At 74.7% G+C, this 23494-nt stretch carries 22 protein-coding genes; 10 read left to right on the plus strand and 12 right to left on the minus strand.

The window, feature by feature from the left end; all coding sequences use genetic code 11:
* Nucleotides 1-63: 63 nt before the first annotated feature.
* Genes ACIP93_RS14250 through ACIP93_RS14265 form a run of 4 tightly spaced genes read left to right on the plus strand, consistent with a single transcriptional unit; the run spans nucleotide 64 to nucleotide 3189 of the window.
* Complete coding sequence (locus tag ACIP93_RS14250) at nucleotides 64-753, plus strand: papain-like cysteine peptidase (RefSeq protein WP_401758412.1); 690 nt, start codon at nucleotides 64-66, stop codon at nucleotides 751-753.
* 35 nt (nucleotides 754-788) lie between these two features.
* On the plus strand, nucleotides 789-1532 hold the full coding sequence (locus tag ACIP93_RS14255) for a PIG-L deacetylase family protein (protein ID WP_401758414.1): 744 nt from the start codon (nucleotides 789-791) through the stop codon (nucleotides 1530-1532).
* On the plus strand, nucleotides 1526-2323 hold the full coding sequence (locus ACIP93_RS14260) for an ABC transporter ATP-binding protein (RefSeq protein ID WP_345217654.1): 798 nt from the start codon (nucleotides 1526-1528) through the stop codon (nucleotides 2321-2323). Before ACIP93_RS14255 ends, ACIP93_RS14260 begins: the two co-directional genes overlap by 7 nt.
* Nucleotides 2320-3189, plus strand: coding sequence for an ABC transporter permease (locus ACIP93_RS14265; protein WP_345217656.1), 870 nt, complete (start codon nucleotides 2320-2322; stop codon nucleotides 3187-3189). Before ACIP93_RS14260 ends, ACIP93_RS14265 begins: the two co-directional genes overlap by 4 nt.
* A gap of 84 nt (nucleotides 3190-3273) precedes the next feature.
* Here the strand turns inward: ACIP93_RS14265 and ACIP93_RS14270 are convergent, their stop codons facing one another.
* From ACIP93_RS14270 to ACIP93_RS14280, 3 genes are all read right to left on the minus strand, one after another.
* Entirely contained in the window at nucleotides 3274-4560 is a 1287-nt protein-coding gene (locus ACIP93_RS14270; protein ID WP_345217657.1) for a ribonuclease D, read from the minus strand.
* Between the two features lie 260 nt (nucleotides 4561-4820).
* On the minus strand, nucleotides 4821-5486 hold the full coding sequence (locus tag ACIP93_RS14275) for a response regulator transcription factor (RefSeq protein ID WP_345217659.1): 666 nt from the start codon (nucleotides 5484-5486) through the stop codon (nucleotides 4821-4823).
* 255 nt (nucleotides 5487-5741) lie between these two features.
* On the minus strand, nucleotides 5742-6437 hold the full coding sequence (locus tag ACIP93_RS14280) for a DUF3000 domain-containing protein (RefSeq protein ID WP_345217661.1): 696 nt from the start codon (nucleotides 6435-6437) through the stop codon (nucleotides 5742-5744).
* Between the two features lie 91 nt (nucleotides 6438-6528).
* Between ACIP93_RS14280 and hemE the strand changes: the two genes are divergently transcribed.
* Complete coding sequence (hemE, locus tag ACIP93_RS14285; RefSeq protein WP_345217663.1) at nucleotides 6529-7596, plus strand: uroporphyrinogen decarboxylase; 1068 nt, start codon at nucleotides 6529-6531, stop codon at nucleotides 7594-7596.
* Here the strand turns inward: hemE and ACIP93_RS14290 are convergent.
* The 3 genes from ACIP93_RS14290 to ACIP93_RS14300 all read right to left on the minus strand — a co-directional run bounded on the left by ACIP93_RS14290 (nucleotide 7593) and on the right by ACIP93_RS14300 (nucleotide 11557).
* Nucleotides 7593-8732 carry an abortive phage infection protein gene (locus ACIP93_RS14290; RefSeq protein ID WP_401758418.1) on the minus strand — a complete coding sequence of 380 codons (1140 nt, stop codon included), beginning with the start codon at nucleotides 8730-8732 and terminating at the stop codon, nucleotides 7593-7595. The genes hemE and ACIP93_RS14290 overlap by 4 nt on opposite strands.
* A gap of 143 nt (nucleotides 8733-8875) precedes the next feature.
* A complete protein-coding gene (locus ACIP93_RS14295; protein ID WP_401758421.1) occupies nucleotides 8876-10264 on the minus strand; it encodes an FAD-dependent oxidoreductase in 1389 nt (462 codons plus the stop codon).
* A 309-nt stretch (nucleotides 10265-10573) separates the two neighbouring features.
* Nucleotides 10574-11557, minus strand: coding sequence for a DUF4349 domain-containing protein (locus tag ACIP93_RS14300; RefSeq protein ID WP_401758424.1), 984 nt, complete (start codon nucleotides 11555-11557; stop codon nucleotides 10574-10576).
* A gap of 159 nt (nucleotides 11558-11716) precedes the next feature.
* On the opposite strand from ACIP93_RS14300, the gene hemG reads away from it, so the two are divergent.
* Together hemG and hemQ are read left to right on the plus strand one after the other, a co-directional pair.
* Complete coding sequence (gene hemG / locus ACIP93_RS14305; RefSeq protein WP_401758427.1) at nucleotides 11717-13192, plus strand: protoporphyrinogen oxidase; 1476 nt, start codon at nucleotides 11717-11719, stop codon at nucleotides 13190-13192.
* A gap of 4 nt (nucleotides 13193-13196) precedes the next feature.
* Nucleotides 13197-13943: a hydrogen peroxide-dependent heme synthase gene (gene hemQ, locus ACIP93_RS14310; RefSeq protein WP_345217673.1), complete on the plus strand. Its 747-nt coding sequence runs from the start codon at nucleotides 13197-13199 to the stop codon at nucleotides 13941-13943.
* Nucleotides 13944-14035: 92 nt separating this feature from the next.
* Here the strand turns inward: hemQ and ACIP93_RS14315 are convergent, their stop codons facing one another.
* From ACIP93_RS14315 to ACIP93_RS14340, 6 genes are all read right to left on the minus strand, one after another.
* On the minus strand, nucleotides 14036-15661 hold the full coding sequence (locus tag ACIP93_RS14315; protein ID WP_401758431.1) for an alpha/beta hydrolase: 1626 nt from the start codon (nucleotides 15659-15661) through the stop codon (nucleotides 14036-14038).
* Nucleotides 15662-15818: 157 nt separating this feature from the next.
* Nucleotides 15819-16586, minus strand: a complete 768-nt coding sequence (locus ACIP93_RS14320) for a TIGR04222 domain-containing membrane protein (protein WP_401758433.1) — start codon at nucleotides 16584-16586, stop codon at nucleotides 15819-15821.
* Between the two features lie 133 nt (nucleotides 16587-16719).
* Nucleotides 16720-17775, minus strand: coding sequence for a TIGR04222 domain-containing membrane protein (locus tag ACIP93_RS14325; RefSeq protein ID WP_401758436.1), 1056 nt, complete (start codon nucleotides 17773-17775; stop codon nucleotides 16720-16722).
* Between the two features lie 9 nt (nucleotides 17776-17784).
* Complete coding sequence (locus ACIP93_RS14330) at nucleotides 17785-19326, minus strand: DUF692 family multinuclear iron-containing protein (protein ID WP_401758439.1); 1542 nt, start codon at nucleotides 19324-19326, stop codon at nucleotides 17785-17787.
* Nucleotides 19327-19432: 106 nt separating this feature from the next.
* Nucleotides 19433-20197 (minus strand): DUF4142 domain-containing protein, encoded by a 765-nt coding sequence (locus tag ACIP93_RS14335; RefSeq protein ID WP_401758849.1) that lies wholly within the window; start codon nucleotides 20195-20197, stop codon nucleotides 19433-19435.
* A 181-nt stretch (nucleotides 20198-20378) separates the two neighbouring features.
* The gene (locus tag ACIP93_RS14340; RefSeq protein WP_401758441.1) at nucleotides 20379-21125 is read right to left on the minus strand and encodes a peptidyl-tRNA hydrolase; all 747 of its coding nucleotides are present in this window, start codon (nucleotides 21123-21125) and stop codon (nucleotides 20379-20381) included.
* 72 nt (nucleotides 21126-21197) lie between these two features.
* Here ACIP93_RS14340 and ACIP93_RS14345 point away from each other — a divergent pair, with 72 nt between their 5' ends.
* Genes ACIP93_RS14345 through ACIP93_RS14355 form a run of 3 tightly spaced genes read left to right on the plus strand, consistent with a single transcriptional unit; the run spans nucleotide 21198 to nucleotide 23479 of the window.
* Nucleotides 21198-21875: an AIM24 family protein gene (locus tag ACIP93_RS14345; protein WP_401758444.1), complete on the plus strand. Its 678-nt coding sequence runs from the start codon at nucleotides 21198-21200 to the stop codon at nucleotides 21873-21875.
* A 12-nt stretch (nucleotides 21876-21887) separates the two neighbouring features.
* Entirely contained in the window at nucleotides 21888-22805 is a 918-nt protein-coding gene (locus ACIP93_RS14350; RefSeq protein WP_401758447.1) for an ATP-binding cassette domain-containing protein, read from the plus strand.
* Nucleotides 22802-23479, plus strand: coding sequence for an ABC transporter (locus ACIP93_RS14355; protein ID WP_401758450.1), 678 nt, complete (start codon nucleotides 22802-22804; stop codon nucleotides 23477-23479). The genes ACIP93_RS14350 and ACIP93_RS14355 overlap by 4 nt, the downstream gene beginning before the upstream one ends.
* Nucleotides 23480-23494 lie beyond the last annotated feature (15 nt).

The following is a 23494-nucleotide window of genomic DNA, read 5'->3' on the forward strand; positions in this document are numbered from 1 at the left end:
GAAGAGGCCCGCCACGCCCCGTACCGCACCCCGATCCCCTCGTACCCCACCCCGGAGAGCCACGTGACCCCGGCGCAGCACCCCGAACCCCGCCACGACACCCTGCCCGAACCGCCCGCGCCGCCCTACGACACCTGCGTCGGCCTCGGCTACCACTGCGAGTCCACCCACCAGATCCGCCGCATCACCGGCGACGCGCGGGCCCACTTCTTCGACTGGCTCGACCTGGACTACGCGTCCGTGCTCGCCCTCCTGGACACCGACTTCCGCGACGTGCTGCTGCCCGGCGGTTCCGAGCCGTTCAACGACGGGCGCTGCGCGCACGACCGGGGGACCGGCGTCCGCTTCTTCCACGAGTTCCGCCCGGCCGTCGGCGACCGGCTCACCCAGGCGGACATCGACCGCCAACTCCCCGCCGTACGGGAGAAGTTCCTCAGCCTCGCCGAGAGATGGCGGACGCGGACCCGTTCGGGCGAGCGGACGCTGTACGTCCACCACGACGCCTTCGACGAGCTGACCGACGCGGATGTGGCCCGGCTGCCGGAACTGCTGGCCCAGCGTTTTCCGGGCCACCGGTCCGCCGTGCTCTGGCTGCGCCGGACCCCGCCCGCGAGCGTGGCCGCGCTGCCGCCCGGCGTCGTCTGGGACACCGTCCCCGAGGCGCCCGGCCGGTGGCAGGGCTCCGACGCCGACTGGGACCGCGTCTTCGCCGCGCTCGACCCGGCCGCCCTCTGGCCCGCCGCCTCGTCCTGAGCTTCCCGCGCCCGCAACGCCCCGGAGGAATCCCGATGCCCCACACCCCGCCCCGCCCCTGGCACACCGTCGTCCTCTCCCCGCACTTCGACGACGCCGTCTTCTCCCTCGCCGCGACCCTGGCGGGCCTGCCGGGACCGACCGCCGTGGTCACCGTCCACGGCGGCGCGCCCCCGCCCGGGGCGCCCGTCTCCTGGTGGGACGCCGCCTGTGGCTTCTCGTCGGCGCGGGAGGCGCACCGGGCCCGCGTCGCCGAGGACGCCGCCGCCCTGGCGATGATCGGCGTCGAGCAGATCGTCCTGGACCACCCCGACGGCCCCTACGCGGACGGCCCCGAACTCCCGGGCCTGGACGCCTTCCTGGCCGGGCTCCCCGCCGGAACCGACGTCTGGGCCCCCCTGGGCAGCAACCAGACCGACCACGAGAACGTCCGGCTGCGCGCCTCCCGGGCCCTCGACCGTCTCGGCGCCCCCCTGCCCCGCGTCTACGCCGACCTCCCGTACACCGGCCACCTCCCGGAGTGGGGCACGGACCGGGCGGGCGAGGCCCTCGCGAAGAGCCCGATGTGCGGTCTCGCCTACCAGGAACTGCTGCGCACCCACCGCACCACCGTCCACCACCACCTGGTGCCGGACGACGCCCAGTGGGCCGCCAAGCGCGCGGCCGCCCAGTGCTACGGCTCCCAGCTCGCCCCGGTCGCCGCCGACCACGGCAACTTCCTCTCCCGCACCGGCCCGCTGCGCGCCGAACTCGTCTGGTCCCTGGAGTCCGCATGCTGACGCCCGCCGACGCGCGCCCGCCGGTCCTGGTGGCCCGCGACCTCGTCAAGGAGTACGCCCGGGGCCGCGCCGTCGACGGCGTCTCCCTCACCGTCCGCGCGGGCGAGCGCCTCGGGCTGCTCGGCCCCAACGGCGCGGGCAAGACCACCACCCTCCTGATGAGCCTCGGCGCGGTCGAACCCGACGCGGGCAGCGTGGAGATCCTCGGCCACCGGCTGCCCGCCGAACGGGCCCGCGCCATGCGGGGCGTCGGCTTCGTCGCGGGCTACCTCCCGCTGCCCGACCGGGTCAGGGTCTCGGAGTACCTGCGCCTGTACGCCGACCTGTACGGGCTGCGCGACCCCCGGTCGGCGGTCTCCGAAGCCCTGGAACGCTTCGGCATCGGCCACCTCGCCGCCGCCATCGGCACCCAGCTCTCCAGCGGCCAGCGCACCCTGGTCGGCATCGCCAAGGCGGCCCTGCACCGGCCGCGCCTGATGATCCTGGACGAGCCCACCGCCTCCCTCGACCCGGACATCGCCCTGCGGGTCCGTACCGCCCTGCTCGCCCTGTCCGCCGAACGCGGCACCGCCCTCCTGGTCACCAGCCACGACATGACCGAGGTCGAGCGCCTCTGCGAACGCGTCGTCTTCCTGCACGGCGGGCGCATCGCCGCCGACGGCACCCCCGAGGGCGTCGCCCGCGCCTTCGGCCGCGACGACCTCGAAGGCGTCTTCCTCCACCTCGCGGCCGAACGGGACGAGGACCGCGCCCGCCGGGACCGCGCCCGGGAAACGGCGGCCACCCCATGAGCAGCAGCCCCACCCGCACTCCGTTCCCGGACACCGAGGGCCCCGCCCTCCGCTCCCCGGCCGCCGCCTCCGCCCACCGGGTGCGGGCCGTCGCCCGCCGCCACTGGCTGGTGCTCAAGCGCAGCCCGCACCGCTTCTTCGACGTGCTGGTCTGGCCGCTCGTCGACACCCTGCTGTACGGCTCGATCGGACTCTTCGCCGCCGAGGCGGCCGGGGACGGTCCGAACGCCGCCACCGCCGTCGCCGTCTACCTGCTCAGCGGCACCGTCCTGTGGCACCTTGTGCACCAGACCCAGATCTCGCTGGCCACCGGCTTCCTGGAGGAAACCTGGTCGCGCAACGTGCTGGGCCTGCTGGCCACCCCGATGCGGGACTGGGAGTACCTGGCGGGCGTCGGCCTGTTCGCCCTGGTGCGCACGGCCGCCAGCACCGTCGCGGTCGCCGCCCTCGCCTTCGCCGCGTACGCCTTCGACGTCACGCGCCTGGGCCTCGGGCTGATCCCGGTGGCCGCCCTGCTCCTCGCCTCGGGCTGGGCGGTGGCGCTGCTGGTCGTCGGGCTCGTCCTGCGGTACGGCAGCGGGGCCGAGGCCCTGGTGTGGGGCGCCCTCTCGGTGGTCATGCCGCTGTCCGGCGTCTTCTACCCGATCACCACCCTGCCCACCGTCCTCCAGCCCGTCGCACAGGTCCTGCCCACCACCCACGTCTTCGCCGTCGGCCGCACGCTGGCCGCCGGGAAGCCGATGCCGTGGGGCGAGTTCGCGCCGGCCGCCGGGGGGACCGCGGTGCTGATGCTGCTGAGCCTGCTGGCCCTGCGCCGGATGCTCCGCACCTTCCGGCGCAGGGGGCTGGTGACCCGCTACTCCTGAGGGCCGCCCGACACGGGCGGGACCCCCGGTCCGGGGGGACCGGGGGCCCCGCTCACCCGTACCGCCTGCGGGAGCGCCGCGCGCTCACGCCTGCGGCGCCGGCTCCGCCGCCAGGGCCGCCACCAGCAGCGGGGTGACCAGCTCGACCTGCCAGGGGCGCGCCCCGTACGAGGCCAGCGTCCCGGCCACCTGCTCCGGCGTCGCCGGCTTCGGCGGCTCCCAGCAGACCCTGCGCACCGTGTCCGGCGTGATCAGGTTCTCCTGCGGCATGTTGAGCTCCTCGGCCAGCGCCGAGACCGCGGCCCGCGCCGCCGAGAGGCGGGCCGCCGCGGCCGGGTCCTTGTCGGCCCAGGACCGCGGCGGCGGAGGGCCCGCCACCGCCTGGCCCGGCTGCGGGAGCTCGACGTCGGGGAGCGCCTTGGCCCGGTCGATGGCCGCCTGCCACTGTTCGAGCTGACGGCGGCCCATCCGGTGGCCGAAGCCGGGGAGCGCGGCGAGCGCGTTCGCGTTCAGGGGCACCGCGAGGGACGCCTCGACGATCGCGGCGTCGCTGAGGACCTTGCCGGGGGAGACGTCACGGCGCTGGGCGATCGTGTCGCGGGTGTTCCACAGTTCCCGCACGACCGCGAGGCGGCGGCGGCCGCGCACCTTGTGCATCCCGGACGTGCGCCGCCAGGGGTCCTTGCGCGGCGGCGCGGGCGGGGCCTCGGCGATGGCGCGGAACTCCTGGAGCGCCCAGTCCAGCTTGCCCTGCCGGTCCAGCTCCTTCTCCAGGGCGTCCCGCAGGTCCACGAGGAGCTCGACGTCCAGCGCGGCGTAGCGCAGCCACGGCTCGGGGAGGGGGCGGGTGGACCAGTCGACGGCGGAGTGGCCCTTCTCCAGGGCGTACCCGAGCAGGTTCTCGACGATCGCGCCGAGGCCCACGCGGGGGATGCCCGCGAGGCGGCCCGCCAGCTCCGTGTCGAAGATCCGGGTGGGGATCATGCCTATTTCGCGCAGGCAGGGGAGGTCCTGGGTCGCCGCGTGCAGGACCCACTCCGCGTCGGCGATCGCGTCGCCGAGGCCGGAGAGGTCGGGGCAGCCGACCGGGTCGATCAGCGCGCTGCCCGCGCCCTCGCGGCGCAACTGGACGAGGTAGGCCCGCTGGCCGTACCGGTAGCCGGACGCGCGCTCGGCGTCGACGGCGACGGGGCCGGTTCCGGCGGCGAATGCCGCGATCACTTCGTCGAGGGCCTCCTGCGTCGCCACGACGGGCGGGATGCCCTCCCGTGGCTCCAACAGTGGGATCGGCGCCGGTTCGACGTCGTCCGGGGGGCCGCCCCCGGTGGTTCGCAGGTCTGCTTCTGCTGCGGTCTCTTGGGCGTCGGTCACCTGTCAAGGGTATAGGGGTATGACAGCGGCACGACGCCCGAGCGTACGGAAGAGCCCGGCGGCGGAACGTTCCGCCGCCGGGCTCCGGTGCCGCGGGGTCACCGGGTCCGCCGGGAACCCGGAGGTTCACCCGGCGAGGACGCCCGGGGCGGAAGACCCGCGGGCACGGCCGTGACCGGGAGAACGAGAGACGCAGGGAAAGGACGGGAAGGAGGGGGAGGGAGGGGAAGGGGGGAGGGGGGGAAGGGACGGGGGAGAGGTCAGTGGATGATGCCGGTGCGGAGGGCCACCGCCACCATGCCCGCCCGGTCGCCGGTGCCCAGCTTGCGGGCGATGCGCGCCAGGTGGCTCTTGACGGTGAGGGCGGACAGGCCCATCGAGACGCCGATGGCCTTGTTGGACTGGCCCTCCGCGACGAGTCTCAGTACTTCGACCTCACGGCCGGAGAGTTCGCGGTAGCCGCCCGGGTGGCTCGGGGCGCCCGGGGGGCGGCGGTGCATACGGGCGGCTGCGGCGCCGATGGGGGCGGCCCCGGGGCGGCCGGGGTGCTGGCCGATGTTGTTGCGGGTGCCGGTGACGACGTAGCCCTTCACACCGCCCGCGAGGGCGTTGCGCACGGCGCCGATGTCGTCGGCGGCGGACAGGGCGAGCCCGTTGGGCCAGCCCGCGGCACGGGTCTCCGACAGCAGGGTCAGACCCGAGCCGTCGGGCAGGTGGACGTCGGCGACGCAGATGTCGCGGGGGTGGCCGACGCGCGGCCGGGCCTCGGCGATGGAGGACGCCTCGATGACGTCACGTACCCCGAGGGCCCACAGGTGGCGGGTGACGGTGGAGCGTACGCGCGGATCGGCCACGACGACCATGGCGGTCGGCTTGTTCGGCCGGTAGGCGCCAATGCTTGCGGGCTGCTCAAGGAGAACGGACACCAGGCCTCCGGAAGAGTGGCGGAAGGCACCGGCCTGATGGGGGTCAAGCCGGGGCGAACCGTGCTGGAAGGGTCAATGACTCCTTCGGCAGCAACCCCGCCCGGCTTTAGGGAAAGATCACGAATTGATGAGTAACATTTCGGGCAATTCGGACGGGCGATCGAGAGGGCCCCCGGTGGGAGCGACTCCCGAACGCCCCGTCAGCGCACCGCCGCAGAAGCCGCCGCGGACCGGCTGACGGGTCGTCACCCCAGGTCAGGGCAGTTGCGGGCCGCGCCGCTGCGGCAGTGACACCACGCCCGGCAGGCCCGAGAGGCCGGTCTCGGGACCGTTCACCGGCGCCGGGGGCAGACCGGCGACCTGGCACAGCAGATCGCACCAGGCCGCCAGATAGGACGCCGTGTCCGGCACCCCGCCGAGTCCCTCGCGCGGGGTCCAGGAGGCCCGGATCTCGATCTGGGTGGCGGGCCTGCGGTCCGAGAGGCCCCCGAAGTAGTGCGAACCGGCCCGGGTGACCGTGCCGCTGGCCTCTCCGTACGACAGGTTGCGGGCGTCCATCGCGCCCGTCAGCCAGGACCAGCAGACCTCCGGCAGGAGCGGATCGGCGGCCATCTCCGGCTCCAGCTCCGCCCGCAGCAGGGTCACCAGGCGGAAAGTGCCCTGCCAGGCGTCGTGCCCGGCCGGGTCGTGGAGCAGGACGAGACGGCCGTCGGCCAGGTCCTCATCGCCGTCGACCACCGCCGCCTCCAGCGCGTACGCGTACGGGGCGAGCCGTTTGGGGGGCTTCGTCGGGTCGATCTCCACCTCGGGACGCAGCCGGGCGGCGCGCAGCGCGTCCACCGCCTGGCGGAAGGGGAGCGGGGCGGTGTTCTCCTCCATGCCGTCCCTGTCGTTGCTGCCATGCGAGTGACCGTGCGCGTCATCTGAAAATCGTCCCTGAGCCGGAGCCATGCGGGGAAGGGTAGGCGGAAGGCGGCCCCTACGGCGGGAGGGACACCCGGCCCGGGGCGAGTGCTTCCGCGCGCGTGCGAAGATTTGGTACGTGAGTGCCAACGAAGCCCCCACGGGCCGCCCGCAGAGCAAGACGTACGACTCGGCCTTCCTGAAGGCGTGCAGGCGCGAAGAGGTGCCGCACACGCCGGTGTGGTTCATGCGGCAGGCGGGGCGCTCGCTGCCCGAGTACCTGAAGGTGCGCGAGGGCATCCCGATGCTCGACTCGTGCATGATGCCGGAGCTGGTCAAGGAGATCACCCTCCAGCCCGTGCGCCGCCACCAGGTGGACGCGGCGATCTACTTCAGCGACATCGTCGTCCCGCTCAAGGCCATCGGCGTCGACCTGGACATCAAGCCCGGAGTCGGCCCGGTCGTCGCCGACCCGATCCGCACCAGGGCCGACCTGGACCGGCTGCGCGACCTGACCCCCGAGGACGTCTGGTACGTCACCGAGGCGGTCGGGATGCTGGTGGAGGAGCTCGGCGGGACCCCGCTGATCGGCTTCGCGGGCGCGCCGTTCACCCTCGCGAGCTACCTCGTGGAGGGCGGCCCGTCCCGCAACCACGAGAACACCAAGGCCATGATGTACGGCGACCCGCAGCTCTGGGCCGACCTCGTGGACCGCCTCGCGCACATCACCGGCGACTTCCTCAAGGTCCAGATCGAGGCCGGCGCCTCGGCGGTCCAGCTCTTCGACTCCTGGGTGGGGGCGCTGTCCCCGGCCGACTACGTGAAGTCCGTGATGCCCGCCTCCGCGAAGGTCTTCGAGGCCGTCGCCCCCTACGGCGTGCCGCGCATCCACTTCGGCGTGGGCACCGGCGAGCTGCTGGGGCTGATGGGGCAGGCCGGTGCGGACGTGGTGGGCGTCGACTGGCGGGTGCCGCTGGACGAGGCGGCCCGCCGGGTCGGCCCCGGCAAGGCGCTCCAGGGCAACCTGGACCCGGCCGTCCTGTTCGCCGGTCCCGAGGCCGTCATGGCCAAGACGGACGAGGTGCTGGCGGCAGCGAAGGACCTGGAGGGGCACGTCTTCAACCTCGGGCACGGGGTGCTGCCGTCGATGGACCCGGACGCGCTGTCCCGGCTCGTCGAGTACGTCCACACCCGGACCGCGCGCTAGGACCGGCGTTCCCCGGCCCGGCCGTAGTGCCGGGCCAGGGTGTGGAAGGACTCCTTCGGCTCCCAGTGCCAGGCCGCCGTCGGCCGGTCCTGCCTCTTCCAGAGCGGCTTGACCAGGGCGTAGGACGCCAGGTCCAGGTCGTGCCGCGGATCGTGCGGGCGGTGCGGGGCGTCCGGCGCCACGAACTGGTAGGCCTGCGCGGCGTACAGGTTCAGTGACTCGAAGACGTCGAGCACGTCGGCGAGGTACGCGGCCTGGGCGCGTTCGCTGCGGACCGGGCCGCCGACGATCTCCGGCGGGTCCTTGGTGTGGTCCACGGCGTCCCAGCCCATGCCGCCCTTCTCCGGTGCGCCCTCGAAGGTGCAGGTGCCGAACTCCGTGACGGCCACGGGCTTGCCCCACTTCTGATGGCGCGTCAGGTCCTTGACGTATCCGGAGCGTCGGCGGTGGTGTCCGTAGTAGTTGACGCCGACCACGTCGAAGAGGCGCCAGTCGACGTCGTCCTCGTGCGCGGCGCCGTACGTCAGCGGGCCCCGGAAGACCGACCGGCCCGTGCTCGCCGCGCGGGCGATGAACTCGCTCAGCCCGCGCGCCAGTCGCACCGGGTCGAAGTTCCCCTCGGTGAGGTTCTTGATCCGTTCGACGGCGTCGGCCCCCGGCGCGATGCCGGGCACGAAGAGGACGAACTCGCAGCCCACGCTGAGTTCGACCCGTGCGCCCTGGCGGCGCAGGCGCTCCGCGACCCGGCCGGTCTCGGCGAGGTGGTCGAGGATGTCCGCGTGCGGGGCGTCGGCGAGCCGGGGCTGGAGCCACAGGTGCAGGCCGCGTTCGGCGGCCTCGGCCGCCGTGGCGGCGAGGCGGTCGATGCCCGTGCCGAACAGGGAGACCGAGCTCGCGTGCAGGCGGTCGGCGATGACCCGCAGGTCGCGGCGCATCCGGTCGGCGTGCCAGCCGGTCTCCGGGTGCTCGCCGTCCTCGATCTCGTAGCCGACGCCGTGGTGGGTCAGGCCGGGGCGTCCGCGCGTCCGCGGCGCGGCGCCGCGTCCGGCGGCCGGGGCCGGGCCCGTCGCCGCCGTGAGCGCGGCCGCCGCCGTGCCGGTCAGGAACGCCGCTCTGCTGAGTTCCGCGTCGCGCATGGTGCCTCCCGTGGTCCGGTGTCCTACCGGTCGCACTCTGGCCCGGCGCGGGTCCTCGCGGGCATCCGCCGATGGTCTACGGCGCGCAGACCTCGGGAGGAGGGGCGGACCGCCCCGGATGTACGGTCCGCCCCTCCCAGGCGCTATCCCCGCGCCCTGCGCACCGCCGCCACCGCCTTGCGGGCCGCCACCAGGACCGGGTCCCAGACCGGCGAGAAGGGCGGGGCGTACCCCAGGTCCAGGGCGGTCATCCGGTCGACCGTCATGTTCGCGGTGAGGGCGACCGCCGCGATGTCCACCCGCTTGGCCGCGCCCTCGCGGCCGACGATCTGGACGCCGAGCAGCCTGCCGGTGCGGCGTTCGGCGGTCATCTTGACCGTCATCGGGGACGCCCCGGGGTAGTACCCGGCGCGGCTCGTCGACTCGATCCGTACCGTCACGAACTGGAGGCCCTCCGCGCGGGCGTCCTTCTCGCGCAGGCCCGTGCGGGCGATCTCCAGGTCGCAGACCTTGCTGACCGCGGTGCCGACCACGCCCGGGAAGGTGGCGTAGTCGCCGCCCACGTTGGAGCCGATGACCTGACCGTGCTTGTTGGCGTGCGTACCGAGCGGGATGTGGCGCAGCCGGCCCGAGACCAGGTCCAGGACCTCCACGCAGTCGCCGCCCGCCCAGATGTCCTCGTGGCCGCGCACCCGCATGGACAGGTCGGTGACCAGGCCGCCGGAGGGGCCGACGGGGAGGCCCGCGGCCTTCGCGAGCGTCGTCTCCGGGGTGACGCCGACGCCCAGGACCACCACGTCGGCGGGGTAGGTGGCCGCGCCGGCGGCCACGCCGCTCACCCGGCCGTCCGCGCCGGTGAGGATCTCGGTGACCTCGGCGTCGGAGACCACGGTGATGCCCATGCCGGTCATCGCTTCGTGCACCAGGGCGCCCATGTCGGGGTCGAGGGTGGACATCGGCTGCTCGCCGCGGTTGATGAGGGTGACCTCGTAACCGCGCTTCATCAGGGACTCGGCCATCTCGACGCCGATGTACCCCGCGCCGACCACGACCGCGCGGCGGCCCTCGGTGCCGGCGAGGGTGTCCAGGAGGGCCTGGCCGTCGCCCAGGTTCTGCACGCCGTGGACGCCCGGGGCGTCGATGCCCGGGATCGGCGGGCGCACCGGGCGCGCGCCGGTCGCGATGACGAGCTTGTCGTACGAGGTCCAGACGTCGTTGCCGGTCTTGAGGTTGCGGGACCTCACCCGGCGGCCCTCCACGTCGATCCCGACGACCTCGGTCTGCATGCGCAGGTCGATCTCGCGGGCCCGGTGCTCTTCGGGCGTACGGGCGATCAGGTCGTCCCGGTCGGAGACGTCGCCGCCGACCCAGTACGGGATGCCGCAGGCGGAGTACGAGGTGAACCGTCCGCGCTCGAAGGCGATGATCTTGAGCTCGGCGGGGCTCTTGAGCCGGCGCGCCTGGGAGGCGGCGGACATGCCGGCGGCGTCGCCGCCGATGACGATCAGGGTCTCGGGGGAGGTGGAAGTCATGAGCACACGCTATGGCCTCTCCTTGACGGAGGGTGGCGGGCGGGTTCCTCGCGCGTGGTGCGGGGTGTTTCCTGGCGGCCCCGTGCCCGGCCCGGCTGCGGCGTGCGGCCGGTGGCCCGGTTGCCTGCGGCGACGCCCCGGCCCCGCCCCTTCACCCGGAGCGCACCGCCACGCGGCCCGGTGGCGGGCTGCTCGCGCGGTTCCCCGCACCCCTGGCAGGGGCGCGGGGCCGTGTGGGTGTGCGGCTCCGCCGCGCGCGAGCGACCAGCCGCAACGCATCCGCGCGGAACCGTCCACCCCCCGACCGGGCTACCCCTCCTCCGGCGCCCCGCCCTCCCCGGGAGCCGACGGCCCGCTCCCCACGGCCCTGCGCGGGACCCGCGGGGCGAGGACCTTGCGCCACAGGAGCCAGAGCAGGGCGAGCGCCGCCGCGAAGGGGGCCACCGCGCCGGCCACCACCGCGATCCACCTGACCGTGGTCAGGAACGCGTCCCAGCCGCCGCCCAAGGCGTCGAGGAAGCCCGGTCCGTCCTCCTCCGGCTCCTCGGCGGGCTTCTTCGGCGGCGTCTCCGTCAGCACCAGCGTGATCGTGCTCATGCCGGTCTGGTCGGCCAGGGTGTTCTGCCGGGCGAGCAGCGACTCCAACTCCGCCTGTCGGTTGGAGAGTTCGGCCTCCAGTGTGACCACGTCGCTCAGCTTCGTCGCGCGGTCCATGAACTCCTGGACCCGCGCCACGCTCACCCGCTGCGACTTGATCCGGCTCGCCAGGTCCACCACCTGGCCGGTGACGTCCTTGGCGTCCACCTTGCGGCCGAGGATCTTGCCGGGCTTCTTCTCCAGCGCGGCGAGGGTCTCCGAGAACCTGTCCTGCGGAACGCGCAGGGCGATCCGGGAGTGGATGTGGTCGCCGTCGTCGCGTTCCGTCGACTCGTTGCCGACGTAGCCGCCCGCCGTCTCGGCGGTCGCCCGTGCCTCGGTCAGCGTCCGGACCGTGCTCTTGACCTCCATGTGGAGCTCCGCGGTGCGGATCACGTGGGCCCTGGCCACCGGGGCCGTGGGCCGCGCGGCGGACGGCGCGCCCGGCTTCGCCGCGTCCGCCCCGGCCCCCGCCCCCGTGCCTGGCTGCTTCGCGGCCGCTTCGGGCGCCGCGGCCTTGTCGTTGCCGTGGTCGGAGCGGCCCCCTTCGTCGCCCGCCCCGCAGCCGCCGAGCGCGAGCGCCGCCGCCACCACCGCCGCCCCGATCATGGACGTCCGCCGTGTCCTGCCGCCCGCCGTCGTCACTGTTGCCCGCATCTCGGTCCCCCCGGAAGTGGTGAAGGATGTTGCCGGTTCGACGTGTGGGGTGGCGGCGCGGGTTGCCGGTTCCCGGTTCCGAAGCGGCCCCGAACCGGTCACGGTCGGGACTCGAAGGTCACGGTCGGGACGCGGCGCGTCGTTTGAGACAGTGGACACATGAACGGTACGGACAGCCCCCCCAGCACCGGTGCGCACGCGGGAGCGAGCGCCCCGCACGTCGTCGTCGTCGGAGGCGGCATCGCAGGCCTCGCCGCCGCCCACCGGCTCACCGGCGCCGGGGCCCGGGTGACCCTCCTGGAGGCCACCGACCGGCTCGGCGGCAAGCTGGAGACCGGGGAGATCGCCGGGACCCGGGTCGACCTCGGAGCCGAGTCCATGCTGGCCCGCCGGCCCGAGGCCGTCGCCCTGGCCCGCGAGGTCGGGCTCGGCGACCGGCTCCAGCCGCCGTCCACCGCCACCGCCTCCCTCTGGAACCGGGGCGTCCTGACCCCCATGCCCCGGGGGCACGTCATGGGTGTGCCGGGCGACCCGGCCGTGCTGGGCGGCGTGCTGTCCGCCGCGGGTCTCTCCCGGGTGGCGGAGGACCGGACGCTGGCCCGCACCGAGGTCGGGGAGGACATCGCCATCGGCGAGTACATCGCCGCCCGGCTGGGGCGCGAGGTCGTCGACCGGCTCGTCGAACCGCTGCTCGGCGGGGTGTACGCCGGGGACGTCTACCGGACCTCGCTGCGGGCCGCCGTGCCCGCCCTCTTCGAAGCCGCGCGCACGCACGCCTCGCTGCTGGAGGGCGTCCGCGAGGTGCAGGAGCGCGCCGCCGCCCAGCAGCGGACCGGGCCCGTCTTCATGGGTATCGACGGCGGCATCGGCAGCCTTCCCGAAGCCGTCGCGGACGCGGTGCGCGCGCGGGGCGGGCAGATCCGTACCGAGACCCCCGTACTCGCCCTGACCAGGACGGACGGGCAGTGGACCGTACGCACCGAAACCGGCGGACTGCGGGCCGACGGCGTCGTCCTCGCCGCTCCCGCCTGGTCCGCGTCCGCGCTGCTCGCCGAGGTCGCGCCGGCCGCCGCCGCCGAGCTCCGGGAGGTCGAGTACGCGTCCATGGCCCTCGTCACCATGGCCTTCGCCCGCGAGGAGGTGGAGGACGTGCTGCCGGCCGGGTCCGGGTTCCTGGTGCCGCCCGTGGACGGGCACACCATCAAGGCGTCCACCTTCTCCTCGCGCAAGTGGGGGTGGGTGAGCGAGCGTTCCCCCGACCTGTTCGTGCTGCGCACGTCGGTGGGGCGGTACGGCGAGGAGGAGCACCTGCACCGCGACGACGCCGAGCTGGTGGACGTGTCGCTGAAGGACCTGGGGGCGGCGACGGGCCTGGCCGCGAGGCCCGTCGAGACCCGGGTGACCCGGTGGATCGGGGGACTGCCGCAGTACCCGGTGGGCCACCTCGCGCGCGTCGCCCGCATCCGGGAGGCCGTCGGGCGGCTGCCCGGACTGCGGGTCTGCGGGGCCGCGTACGACGGGGTCGGCATCCCCGCCTGCGTCGGCAGCGGGCAGCGGGCAGCCGACGCGCTCGCGGAAGAGATCTTGGTCATGCCCACCCTGGTGGAGGGCACGGCAGGCGGCACGGGACAATAGCCTCATGACTGCTCAGGAGAACGCCGCGAACGAGGTCCCCGCCAATGGCGGCAAGGCCCCGAACGCCGGCAAGAAGGCCAAGGACCTCAACGAGGTCATCCGCTACACCCTGTGGTCCGTCTTCAAGCTGCGCGACGTCCTGCCGGAGGACCGCGACGGCTGGGCCGACGAGGTCCAGGCGCTCTTCGACAAGCTCGCCGCCGAGGACGTCACCGTCCGCGGCACCTACGACCTCTCCGGGCTGCGCGCCGACGCCGACGTCATGATCTGGTGGCACGCCGAGACCGCGGACGAGCTCCAGAGCGCGTACAACCTCTTCCGCCGCACGAAGCTGGGCCGCGCGCTGGAGCCCGTGTGGTCGAACATGGCGCTGCACCGCCCCGCCGAGTTCAACAAGTCGCACATCCCGGCGTTCCTCGCCGACGAGAACCCGCGCGACTACGTCTCGGTGTACCCGTTCGTGCGGTCGTACGACTGGTACCTGCTGCCCGACGAGGACCGTCGCCGCATGCTCGCCGACCACGGCAAGATGGCCCGCGGCTACCCCGACGTGCGCGCCAACACCGTCGCCTCGTTCTCGCTCGGCGACTACGAGTGGCTGCTCGCCTTCGAGGCCGACGAGCTGTACCGCATCGTCGACCTGATGCGCCACCTGCGCGCCTCCGAGGCCCGGATGCATGTCCGCGAGGAGGTGCCCTTCTACACCGGCCGCCGCAAGAGCGTGGCGGACCTCGTGGCGGGGCTCGCCTGACCCTTCCCGTACGGTCGGCTTCCGTACGGAACACCTGACTTGGCGGTCTCCCTGGTGCGTATTCACCAGGGGGACCGCCCCAGCCCGGAAGATCAGACGGCGGCCGGAATCCCCCGCAGGGGGAGGGCACGTCCGTCCAGCGACACCGGGTTCGGCTCCCGGTGCGGCGCGCACACAGCGCGCCGCACCGGTGTGGCACCGGTCAGCAGATACGTCTCCAGGTGTTTGTTGACGCAGGCGTTCGCGCCGCCCCCGATGCCGTGCGTGCCCGCGTCCTCCTCCGTGACCAGCGCCGCGCCCGGCAGCCGCTTCTGGAGTTCGAGCGCGCCCCGGTACGGGGTCGCCGCGTCACGTTCGGCGGCCAGGATCAGGGTCGGCGGCAGGGCCCCCTTCGCGACCCGGACGTCCACCGGCCGCTGCCGGGGCTGGGTCCAGTAGGCGCACGGCAGGTTCATCCACGCGTTGTCCCAGGTCTCGAACGGGGCGCGCTTCGCCAGCCGCGTGTTGTCGCGGTCCCAGGTCCGCCAGTCGCCCGGCCAGGGGGCGTCGTTGCACTCCACGGCCGTGTAGACGGCGGTGCCGTTCTCGTTGTCCCGGGCCGCCTCGGGGCGGGGAGCCGCCTGGTCGACCAGCGGCTTCGGGTTGCCCTTGAGGTACTCGGACAGGGCGGTGGCGCGCATCGCCCACACGTCGTCGTAGTAGCCCGCCTGCAGGTACGCCGCCTGGAGCTGGCCGGGGCCGACCCTGCCGCCCGCGGGCCTGTGGGCCAGCTCGGCGCGGACCTTGGCGTAGCTGTGCTGCACGGCCTCCGGGGTGTCGCCCAGCCCGTACGTCGTGTCGTGCTTGGCGACCCAGGTGCGGAAGTCCTCCCAGCGGCGCTCGAAGGCGGCCGACTGGTCGAGGTTGTTGCGGTACCAGATCTGCGCGGGATCGGGGTTCACCGCCGAGTCGAACACCATCCGGCGCACGTGCGAGGGGTGGAGGGCCGCGTACAGCGCGCCGAAGTAGGTTCCGTACGAGGCGCCCATGAAGGTGAGTTTCGGCTCGCCGAGGGCGGCGCGCAGGACCTCCAGGTCACGGGCGTTGTTGAGCGAGTGGTAATGGCGCAGCGCGTCGCCCGCCTTCCGCGCGCAGCCCTTCGCGTACGTCTTCGCGCGGGCGATCCGCTCCTTCTTGTACGACTCCGAAGGGTGCACCGGCGCCTGGGTGGGGGCCTGGCCGAAGTCCTCGGGGTCCGCGCAGGACAGCGGGGCGCTGCGGGCGACGCCGCGCGGCGAGTAGCCCACCAGGTCGTAGGCGGCGGCGATGTTCCGCCACTCCGGCATCCCGGAGACCAGCGGGAAGTACATGGAGGAGGCGCCCGGGCCGCCCGGGTTGTAGACCAGGGCGCCCTGGCGGGCGACGGGCTTCTTCGTCTTCGGGTCCTTGCCGCCGGCCTTCAGGCGGCTGACGGTCAGTCCGATCTGCCTGCCCCCGGGCTTCGCGTAGTCGAGGGGGACCTTGACGGTGGCGCAGCGCACCGCCTCGGGCAGTTGCTCCGACTCCGGGCACGGGCCGAAGGACGTCCCGGAGTCCGAGGCGCGCTGGGCGGCCAGGGCGACGCCGCGCGCCTCCGGGGACCCGCCGGGACCGCCCGCCGCCCCGGTGGGGGCCGCCGCGAGGGCCGTCAGGACCAGGGAGCCGAGGGTGGCGGCTCCGTACAGCGCTAGTGCTCTCATCGCGATCCCTGATCCCTTGTTCCGGCCGCTGCTGTGGGCGTCGCGCCCGGGGCGGCTGTCGTGCTCGGCTGGCGTGCTGGACAAAAGGGATACTTGGCAAGGCAGTTGGCTATGTAAAGCACCGGTGTCCGGTGTCGGGCTCATTGACCCCGTTGCTTCACGGCCCTGTCAGCGCGGTGCGCAGCCGCGGGTCGGGTATCGCCCGGGCGCCCGACACGGCGACGGCGGTGAGCAGGGCGCGGCGGTCGTCCCCCGGCGCGTCGCCCCGCAGGGCACGCAGCCGGATCCGGCCCGCCGTGGACGCCCACTGGGTGTACGGACGCACCTCGAAGCGGGCGACGGCCAGGCAGCCGAGGGTGAGGAGCAGGGGCAGCGAGAACCAGAGCGCGACCGGGGTGGACCCGCCGGGTTCCTGCGGCAAGGCGAACGAAGCCGCCGCGCCCAGCGCGAGGATCAGCGCGCTCGCGGCGCGCACCGCGCGGACCCCGTGCCGTTCCGCCTGCCGGAGGGGGGCGGGGACGGCCAGCCCGGAGGCGGTCAGGCGGTCGGCCAGGGCCCGTACGGCGTCGGCGGCGGCCACCGCGGCGCGTACCGCTGACGTACGGGAGCGGCCCTCCGGGCCCGCCGCGGCGATGACCGCGCGCTCCAGGGCGTTGTGGCCGTGCGGGGTGACGACGGTGGCCCAGCCGGTGTGGGCGAGCAGCAGGCGCCGGTCGGCGTGCATGGTCAGCAGGGTCAGGTCGGCCACCCGGTCGGGGCCCCCGCACAGGAACGCGGTCTCGTGCAGCGTGAGCGGGCCGTCGTGCGGCGGGACGTCGGGCGCGTGGTCGCCCACGGCCGCCACGGCGGTGGCGGCACGGAGGAGCCGGGTGCAGGAGCCGATGGCGGCGGCCCAGGCGAGGGCGAGGAGCGGGAGCCAGAACATGGCGGAGTTCTACGTGAGGAGAACACCCCGCCGTTGTGTCGTGTCCATGATGTCGACGGGGTGTTGTGGATTCGTGACCGGGCGTGGGGGATGTGGGGTGCGGTGGGGTGTTTGAGCGCGCGGCGCGCGGGGGTCAATCACCGCCCCCGCCGCCTCCGCCGCCACCTCCTCCTCCTCCGCCGTCGCCCCCGCTTCCGCCGCCTCCGCCGGAACAGCCCCCTCCGCCGGAGCAGCCGCCACCGCCGGAGCAGCTCCCTCCGCCCGAGCAGCCTCCTCCGCCGCCCGAGCAGCCTCCCGCGCCGCCGCCGCACCCTGCTCGGGGGTTGCCGCTGCCCGGCGCGTGGGCGGCGCACCAGACCGTCGCCACAGCCGGGACGTACGGGACCGGCGAGCCCGAACGCGCCCGCGTCCTCCCCGGGCGGACGCGGGCCGCCGCGAGGAGCTGGTGGCGCAGACCGGGGTCGGGAACGGCCGCGAGGCCGCCCAGCGCGACCTGCTGAGCGGGCGTCAGGGCGTTCGCCGGGTCGGCGCGGTGGGCGAGCAGCGAGGCCCGGCCCGGATCGGTGACCCGGCGCTTGGCACGGATGCCCCACCTGAGGCCGGTGAACACGCCGAAGAACAGGGCGGGCAGCGTCGGCGCAGCGAAGGGGACGTAGTCCACGAACGGGGTCCCGTCGTCCGACACGACCAGCAGGACGACCGCGAGGGGCACGGTGAACACCGTCCCGATCCAGCACAGGAGGGCCTGCACATGGCCCCAGACGGACCACAGGTTGCTCCGGTCCGGCGGCAGGAGCAGCCCGCGTGCGGCCAGGCTGTCGCCGATCTCCTGCACGGCGGGGTGGTGGGCGGCCGCCAGGCGCAGGGTGTGCAGGGCCCCGCCGCCCGTGGTCCCGTACGCGTGGAGCACGGCGCGTTCGACGGTGTCACGGGCCCTCGGTCTGTGCACCACGACGACGCCGGGCGCGCCGACGCTGATCCGGCCGTCCTGGTGCAGGGCGGTCAGGGCGGCGTCCACGGCACGCAGGGGACCGCCGATCAGGAACGCGGCCTCCATGGGGTCGAGACGGCCAGGTCCGACGCCCTCGGGGCGGTGCCCCCGGCGCACGGTGGCCGCCAGGCGGAGGCCGGAGCCGAGGGCGCAGCAGGTGACGAGGACCGCGAACATCAGAACGAGTGGGTTCTCCACGGCTACGGCTCACCTCCCGACCAGGGCCGCCGCCGCCCGGACGAGGCGGGTGGCGAGGGACGGCGGCCGGGCGTCGGCCCGGTCCCGCCACCAGTGCGTCAGCTCGCGGCGCCGCGCGGGGTCGAGGTCCGCGTGGAGGAGGGCGTGCGCGGCGAAGTCCAGGGCGTCCCGGCGGTATCCGCCGCACAGCGGGCGCGGCCTGGCGTACGCGACGAACGCGGGCCGGAACCCGTCGCCGAGGATGCGCGGCAGCTCGGGCGCCACCTTGGCGACGATCCCGGCCCGCTTGGCGACGAGGGCCCTGGCCTGCACCCGGATGCGCGGCCCGTCGAACCCCTCGGGCACGGGCCCGCCGGCGACGAGGGCTTCCAGCAGGGAGGCCTGCGCGATGGCGAGACCGCCCCGGGCGGCCTCGGCCGCGGGGTCGCCGGTCGCGCCGCCGCTCGCCACGGGCCGCGCGGGCACCGCGACAGCACCGCCGGTCCGGGCCCGCTCGCCGCCGTGCGCCGGCGAGCCGACCGTGCTCTCCGGAGCGGTGCGGGCGGGCGTGCTCTCCGGTGCGGTGCGCGCGGACGTGGCGGTGCGGCCTGTCGTACGGGCCTGCGCGGACGTGGCGGTGCGGGCTGACGTACGGGCCTGCGCCGGCGTGGCGGTGCGCGCCGCCGTCCCCCTCGACGGGGTGCCGCCCGGGGCTCCCGCGCCCACCAGCCGCGGAGAGTCCAGCACGCCGCGGATCAGGTCCAGTTCCCCGGCCAGCTCCGCCGCCTCCGGGAAGTTCTCGTCGCGCTCCAGCAGGACTCCGGGCGGCGAGATCCGCGAGCGCAGTTCGGCGAGCACCTCCAGGACCGGTTCCGTGACCGGGTGGGCGTGCGTGTCGTGCCACACGCCGTCCCGCTCGACGCCGCCCGCCACATGGACGTACGCGATCGACTCGACCGGCAGCTCGTCCAGCGCCCGCGCCGGGTCCTCGCCCCGGTTGACGCGGTTGGTGTGCAGGTTGGCGACGTCGACGAGCAGCCGTACACCGGTGCGCCCCACCAGCTCCGCCAGGAACTGCCCCTCCGTCAACTCCTCGCCCGGCCAGGCGAACAGGGCCGCGATGTTCTCCAGCGCGAGCGGCACCGGCAACTGGTCCTGGGCGATCCGCACGTTCTCGCACAGCACCCGCAGCGCGTCCCAGGTGCGCGGCATCGGCAGCAGGTGCCCGGCCTCCAGGGGCCGGGACGCGGTCAGCCGTCCGCCCGCCCGTACGAACGCGATGTGCTCGGTGACCAGCGGCGCGCCCAGCGCCTCGGCGCGCGCGGCCAGGGACGCGAGGCGGTCCGGGTCGGGGCGCTCCGCCCCGCCGATGCCCAGCGACACGCCGTGCGGGATCACCTTCGTGCCGCGCTCGCGCAGCCGCAGCAGGGAGGCGGGGAGGTGGCCGGGGCAGATGTTCTCCGCGACCACCTCCACCCAGTCGACGCCGGGCAGCGCCTCGACCGTGTCGGCGATCTCGGGCCGCCAGCCGATGCCGACGCCGAGCCTCAGTCCCTGGTCCTCGCGTTCCATACCGTCCCCCTCGGTGCGTGCCGTGCAGGGGTCATGGCCCCGTCGCGGGGCGCTGAACCCACGAGGGGGGACGTTCAGAGGTTGATTTGAGGTTCCGCCCCGCGCGTCACGGCCGGGCGGCCGGGCTGCCGATCTCGCCGACCGCCGGCGCGGACGGCAGCGAGGTGAAGGTCTGGGTGCCGGTCGGCCGGGCGGGCGGCGGAACCGGGACGGGCACGCCGGGCACCGGCGGGGGAGGGCCCGTCGGGGCGGCGGTGGCGTTGCCCGCCGCCTCGTTGGCGATCGCGTCGAAGTCGACGAGGCCGGTCGCCTCCAGCATGGTGATGTGGTCCAGCACGGTCTGGTTGGAGGCGTCCGCGAGCTGCCGGACCAGCGCGTTGCGGGTGGAGTGGCGGACCTGGGCGATGACGGCGAACACCTTGCCGTGGGCGCGCCGCAGCAGGTTGGCGAAGAGACGCTCGTACGTCGTCCCGCTCGCCGCCGACAACTCCCGCAGCCAGCCCTGCTGTTCGGGGGACGGCTGGTTGGGCAGCTCGACGCCCAGCCGGGCGGCGACCGCGCGGACCCGGGCGTCCAGGTCGGTGTGCCCGACCACGAGGTGGTCCCCGGCGGCCTTGACGGACTGGCTGGGCGCGCGTTCGATGGCCTGCTGCCCGGCGGGCAGCTCCCACAGCCCGGCGAGGCGCACCTTGACCAGCAGGTCCCGGTCGGCGGCCGACAGCGGACCCCACTTGGTGGGCACGGAGGACGCCGCGAGGTCCGCCTGCCCGGTGCCGGAGCGGTCGGCGTACGACCAGATGGGGAAGGCCAGCGCGGCGAGGGTGGCGATCAGGGCGGTGACGATGAGCGCGGTGCCGTTGATCCGGCGCAACAGGGCGAAGAGGACGGGGGGCATGGACGAATCTCCCGGACGCTGTGCGTGGTGCTGCGGTACGCGAACGAATCAACCGCCAAGTGCCTTGATCCTTCAGGGGTTTGGCGGCATCCGTGCGTACGTGTGAGACACCCGACACGTTCAGGGGAGCGTGGTGCGGGGGCGGAGGGGGGCGCTGTCAGTGCTGCCCGGCCGGCCGGCTGCCGAGCGCCGGATGGTCCGCGATCACCGTCTCGGAGCCCGGGGCGATCTCCGTGAAGCCCGCGTCGCGGACCACCGGCAGACCGGACGCGGTCAGCCGCCGCCACTGCTCGGGGGCGGCCGTGCGGACGGCGAGCGGGAAGCCCGCCGCACGCCACGCCGCGCGGTCCGCGTCCGCGAGGTCCCACCAGGCGAGCTGCGCGCCGTGCCCCGCCTGGGCCATCGCCTTGCCCGCCGACATGTCCAGGTCCGGGCTCGTCCAGAGGACCGGAACGCCGGGGTCCGGGGCGCCGGGGTCCTGCGGGTCGTCCAGGTCGGTGCCCGACACCTGGAGCTTGGCCAGCTCCTTGGGCCAGCCGTCCAGCGGGACGGGCGGGAAGACCCGTACCTCCGCCGCCTTGCCCGTGACGGTGATCCCGGGCAGCGCGGACGCCTTGCGCCACTCCGCGCCGCGCGCCCGCCGCACCACCTTGCGGATGCGGGCGTCCTGCCAGTCCCGCATGGCCGCGGCCCATTCGCCCTCGCCCAGCGAACGCTCGTCGGCCAGGATCGTCAGGACCGCCCGCGCGGCCGTCTCCAGTGCGTCGGTGCGGGCCGGCGGATCCGTCTTCTCGATGTGCGCCACCAGCGGAAGGACGAACTGCGGCGCGGCGTCGCGCTCGGCGGAGACGGACTGGACGTCGGCGGACGCGGGCGGCGCGCCGGTGGTGTCGTTGCTGCTCATGGGGCCAAGTTTGCCAGGGCGTGACGTGCGGCTCCTTGTCGGACCAAAACCCGGCGCGCGAGGATGAGCCGCATGAAGAGCGAGATCTTTGCCTCCGAGAACATGGTCCAGCCGGCGACCGCCCCCGGCATGACCCTGCAGAACGCGAAGTCGGTGAAGTACGCCGTCAACGGCGAGATGCACGCCCGCCAGGGCTCCATGATCGCCTACCGCGGAAACCTCCAGTTCGAGCGCAAGGGCCAGGGCATCGGCGGCATGCTCAAGCGCGCCGTGACCGGCGAGGGCCTGCCGCTGATGGCGGTGCGCGGCCAGGGCGAGGCCTGGTTCGCCCACGAGGCGCAGAACTGTTTCATCGTCGACCTGGACCAGGGCGACGCCCTCACCGTCAACGGCCGCAACGTGCTCTGCTTCGACGCCACGCTCAGCTACGAGATCAAGATGGTGAAGGGCGCCGGCATGACCGGCGGCGGCCTCTTCAACAGCCTCTTCACCGGTTACGGCAGGCTCGCCGTGATCTGCGACGGCAACCCCATCGTCATCCCCGTCACCGGGAACATGCCGGTGTACGTCGACACCGACGCGGTGGTCGGCTGGAGCGCCCAGCTCAACACCTCGCTGCACCGTTCGCAGTCCGTGGGGTCGATGATCCGCGGCGGCTCCGGCGAGGCCGTGCAGCTCGTCCTCCAGGGCGAGGGCTTCGTGATCGTCCGGCCGAGCGAGTTGACGCAGACGAAGCCCACCGCGAACTGAGAAGATCCCCGGATGCGATGCGTACGGGTGGGACGGCGCTACGGGCTGCGCGGCGACTGGATCCTGCGGGACCTCGACCTGGAGCTGCGCCCCGGCTCCCTGGTCCGCTTCCGGGGGGCCAACGGCACCGGGAAGTCGACCCTGTTGCGGGTGCTGGCCGGGATCGACGCGCCCACCGAGGGACGCGTCGAGGACCGCCCCCGCCGGGTCGCGTACGTGCCCGAACGCTTCCCCGGCGCCCTGCCGCTGACCGCGCTCGGCTACCTCGTCCACCTCGGCCGCATCCACGGCCTGGGGCGGGCGCGGGCCCGCACGGAGGCGCTGGCGTGGCTGGAGCGTTTCGGCGCCGCGAGCCACGCCCGCACCCGCGTCCGCGAACTCTCCAAGGGCACCGCGCAGAAGGTCGCCGTCGCCCAGGCCCTGCTCGCCGCCCCCGGACTGCTGGTCCTGGACGAGGCGTGGACCGGCCTCGACGAGGCCGCCCGGGGCGAGCTGGACCGGGCCGTCGCGGAACGCGTCGCCGCCGGGGCGACCGTGGCCTTCGTCGACCACGACCCGCGCCGGCTGGCCGGCGCGGTGGACGCCGCCTACGAGGTGGCGGGCCTGGGGCTGCGAGCCGTCGACCACCGCCCGGCGGAGCCGGATTCGGGTCCCCGGGTACGGATCGTCGCCGCCGGCCCGCCCGGCGCGGTGCTCCCGGCCGCACTTCCCGGCGCGCCCCTCGTCGTACCGGAGGGCGACGGGACCACGGCGCTCACCGTGGCCGCCGTGCACTCCGACGGAGTGCTGCGGACCCTGCTCGCGGCCCAACCCCCCTGGCACGTCGAGACGGTGGCCCCGGCCGCCGCCCCGGCCGTACGAGAGCACCCGCCGGCGGACCGGGCCCGCCTGCCCGAACCCGCCCGGGCGCCGGAACGGAACCAGGCATGACCGCCCTCGCCCCCCTCACGGGCTACCAACTCGCCCTGCTCGCCCGGTCGCAGCGCTGGCTGGCGCCCGTCCTGCTGTACGCGGCCTTCGTCGCCGTCGGCGTCCAGGGCGGGCAGCCGGTCCTCGACTCACTCGGCTACGGCGCGGCCGCCCTGCTGCCCGTCGCCGCCTGGCTCACCCGCCTCTGCGTCACGGGCGAGCCGCCCGCCGCCCGGCACTGCGCCGCGGCCGCCGCCTCGCCCGCCCGGACACACCTCGCGGCGCTGCTCACCGCGTTCGGCTGCGCGGCGGCGCTCGGCGCCCTGGCCACCGCCTTCGTGGTGCTGGTCAGCAGGTGGGCGGACACGGACGGGCAGGTACGGATCAACCCGCTGAGCGCCGCCGGGGCCGGCCTCCTCGCCGTCCTCACCTGCGCCCTGCTCGGCACCGCCGTGGGCGCGCTCGGCAGCCGCCCGGTGCTGCACGGCACCGGCTGGAGCATCGCCCTGACCGCCATCGGCTCGCTGCTCGCCCTGGTCACGGCGGGCTCCCCGGCCCGCCTCGCGGTGAACGCCCTGGTCGACGGCTCGCACTCGGGGGCGGTGGTCCTGTCGCCGGTGCCGTTCGCGGTGGCGGTGCTGCTGACGGGGGCCGTCGGGGCCGCGGTGTGCGCGCTCAGCTCCCGGCGGGACTGAGCGGGCACGCGTACG

The organism is Streptomyces sp. NPDC088745 (assembly GCF_044751045.1).
Classification (GTDB): domain Bacteria; phylum Actinomycetota; class Actinomycetes; order Streptomycetales; family Streptomycetaceae; genus Streptomyces; species Streptomyces cremeus.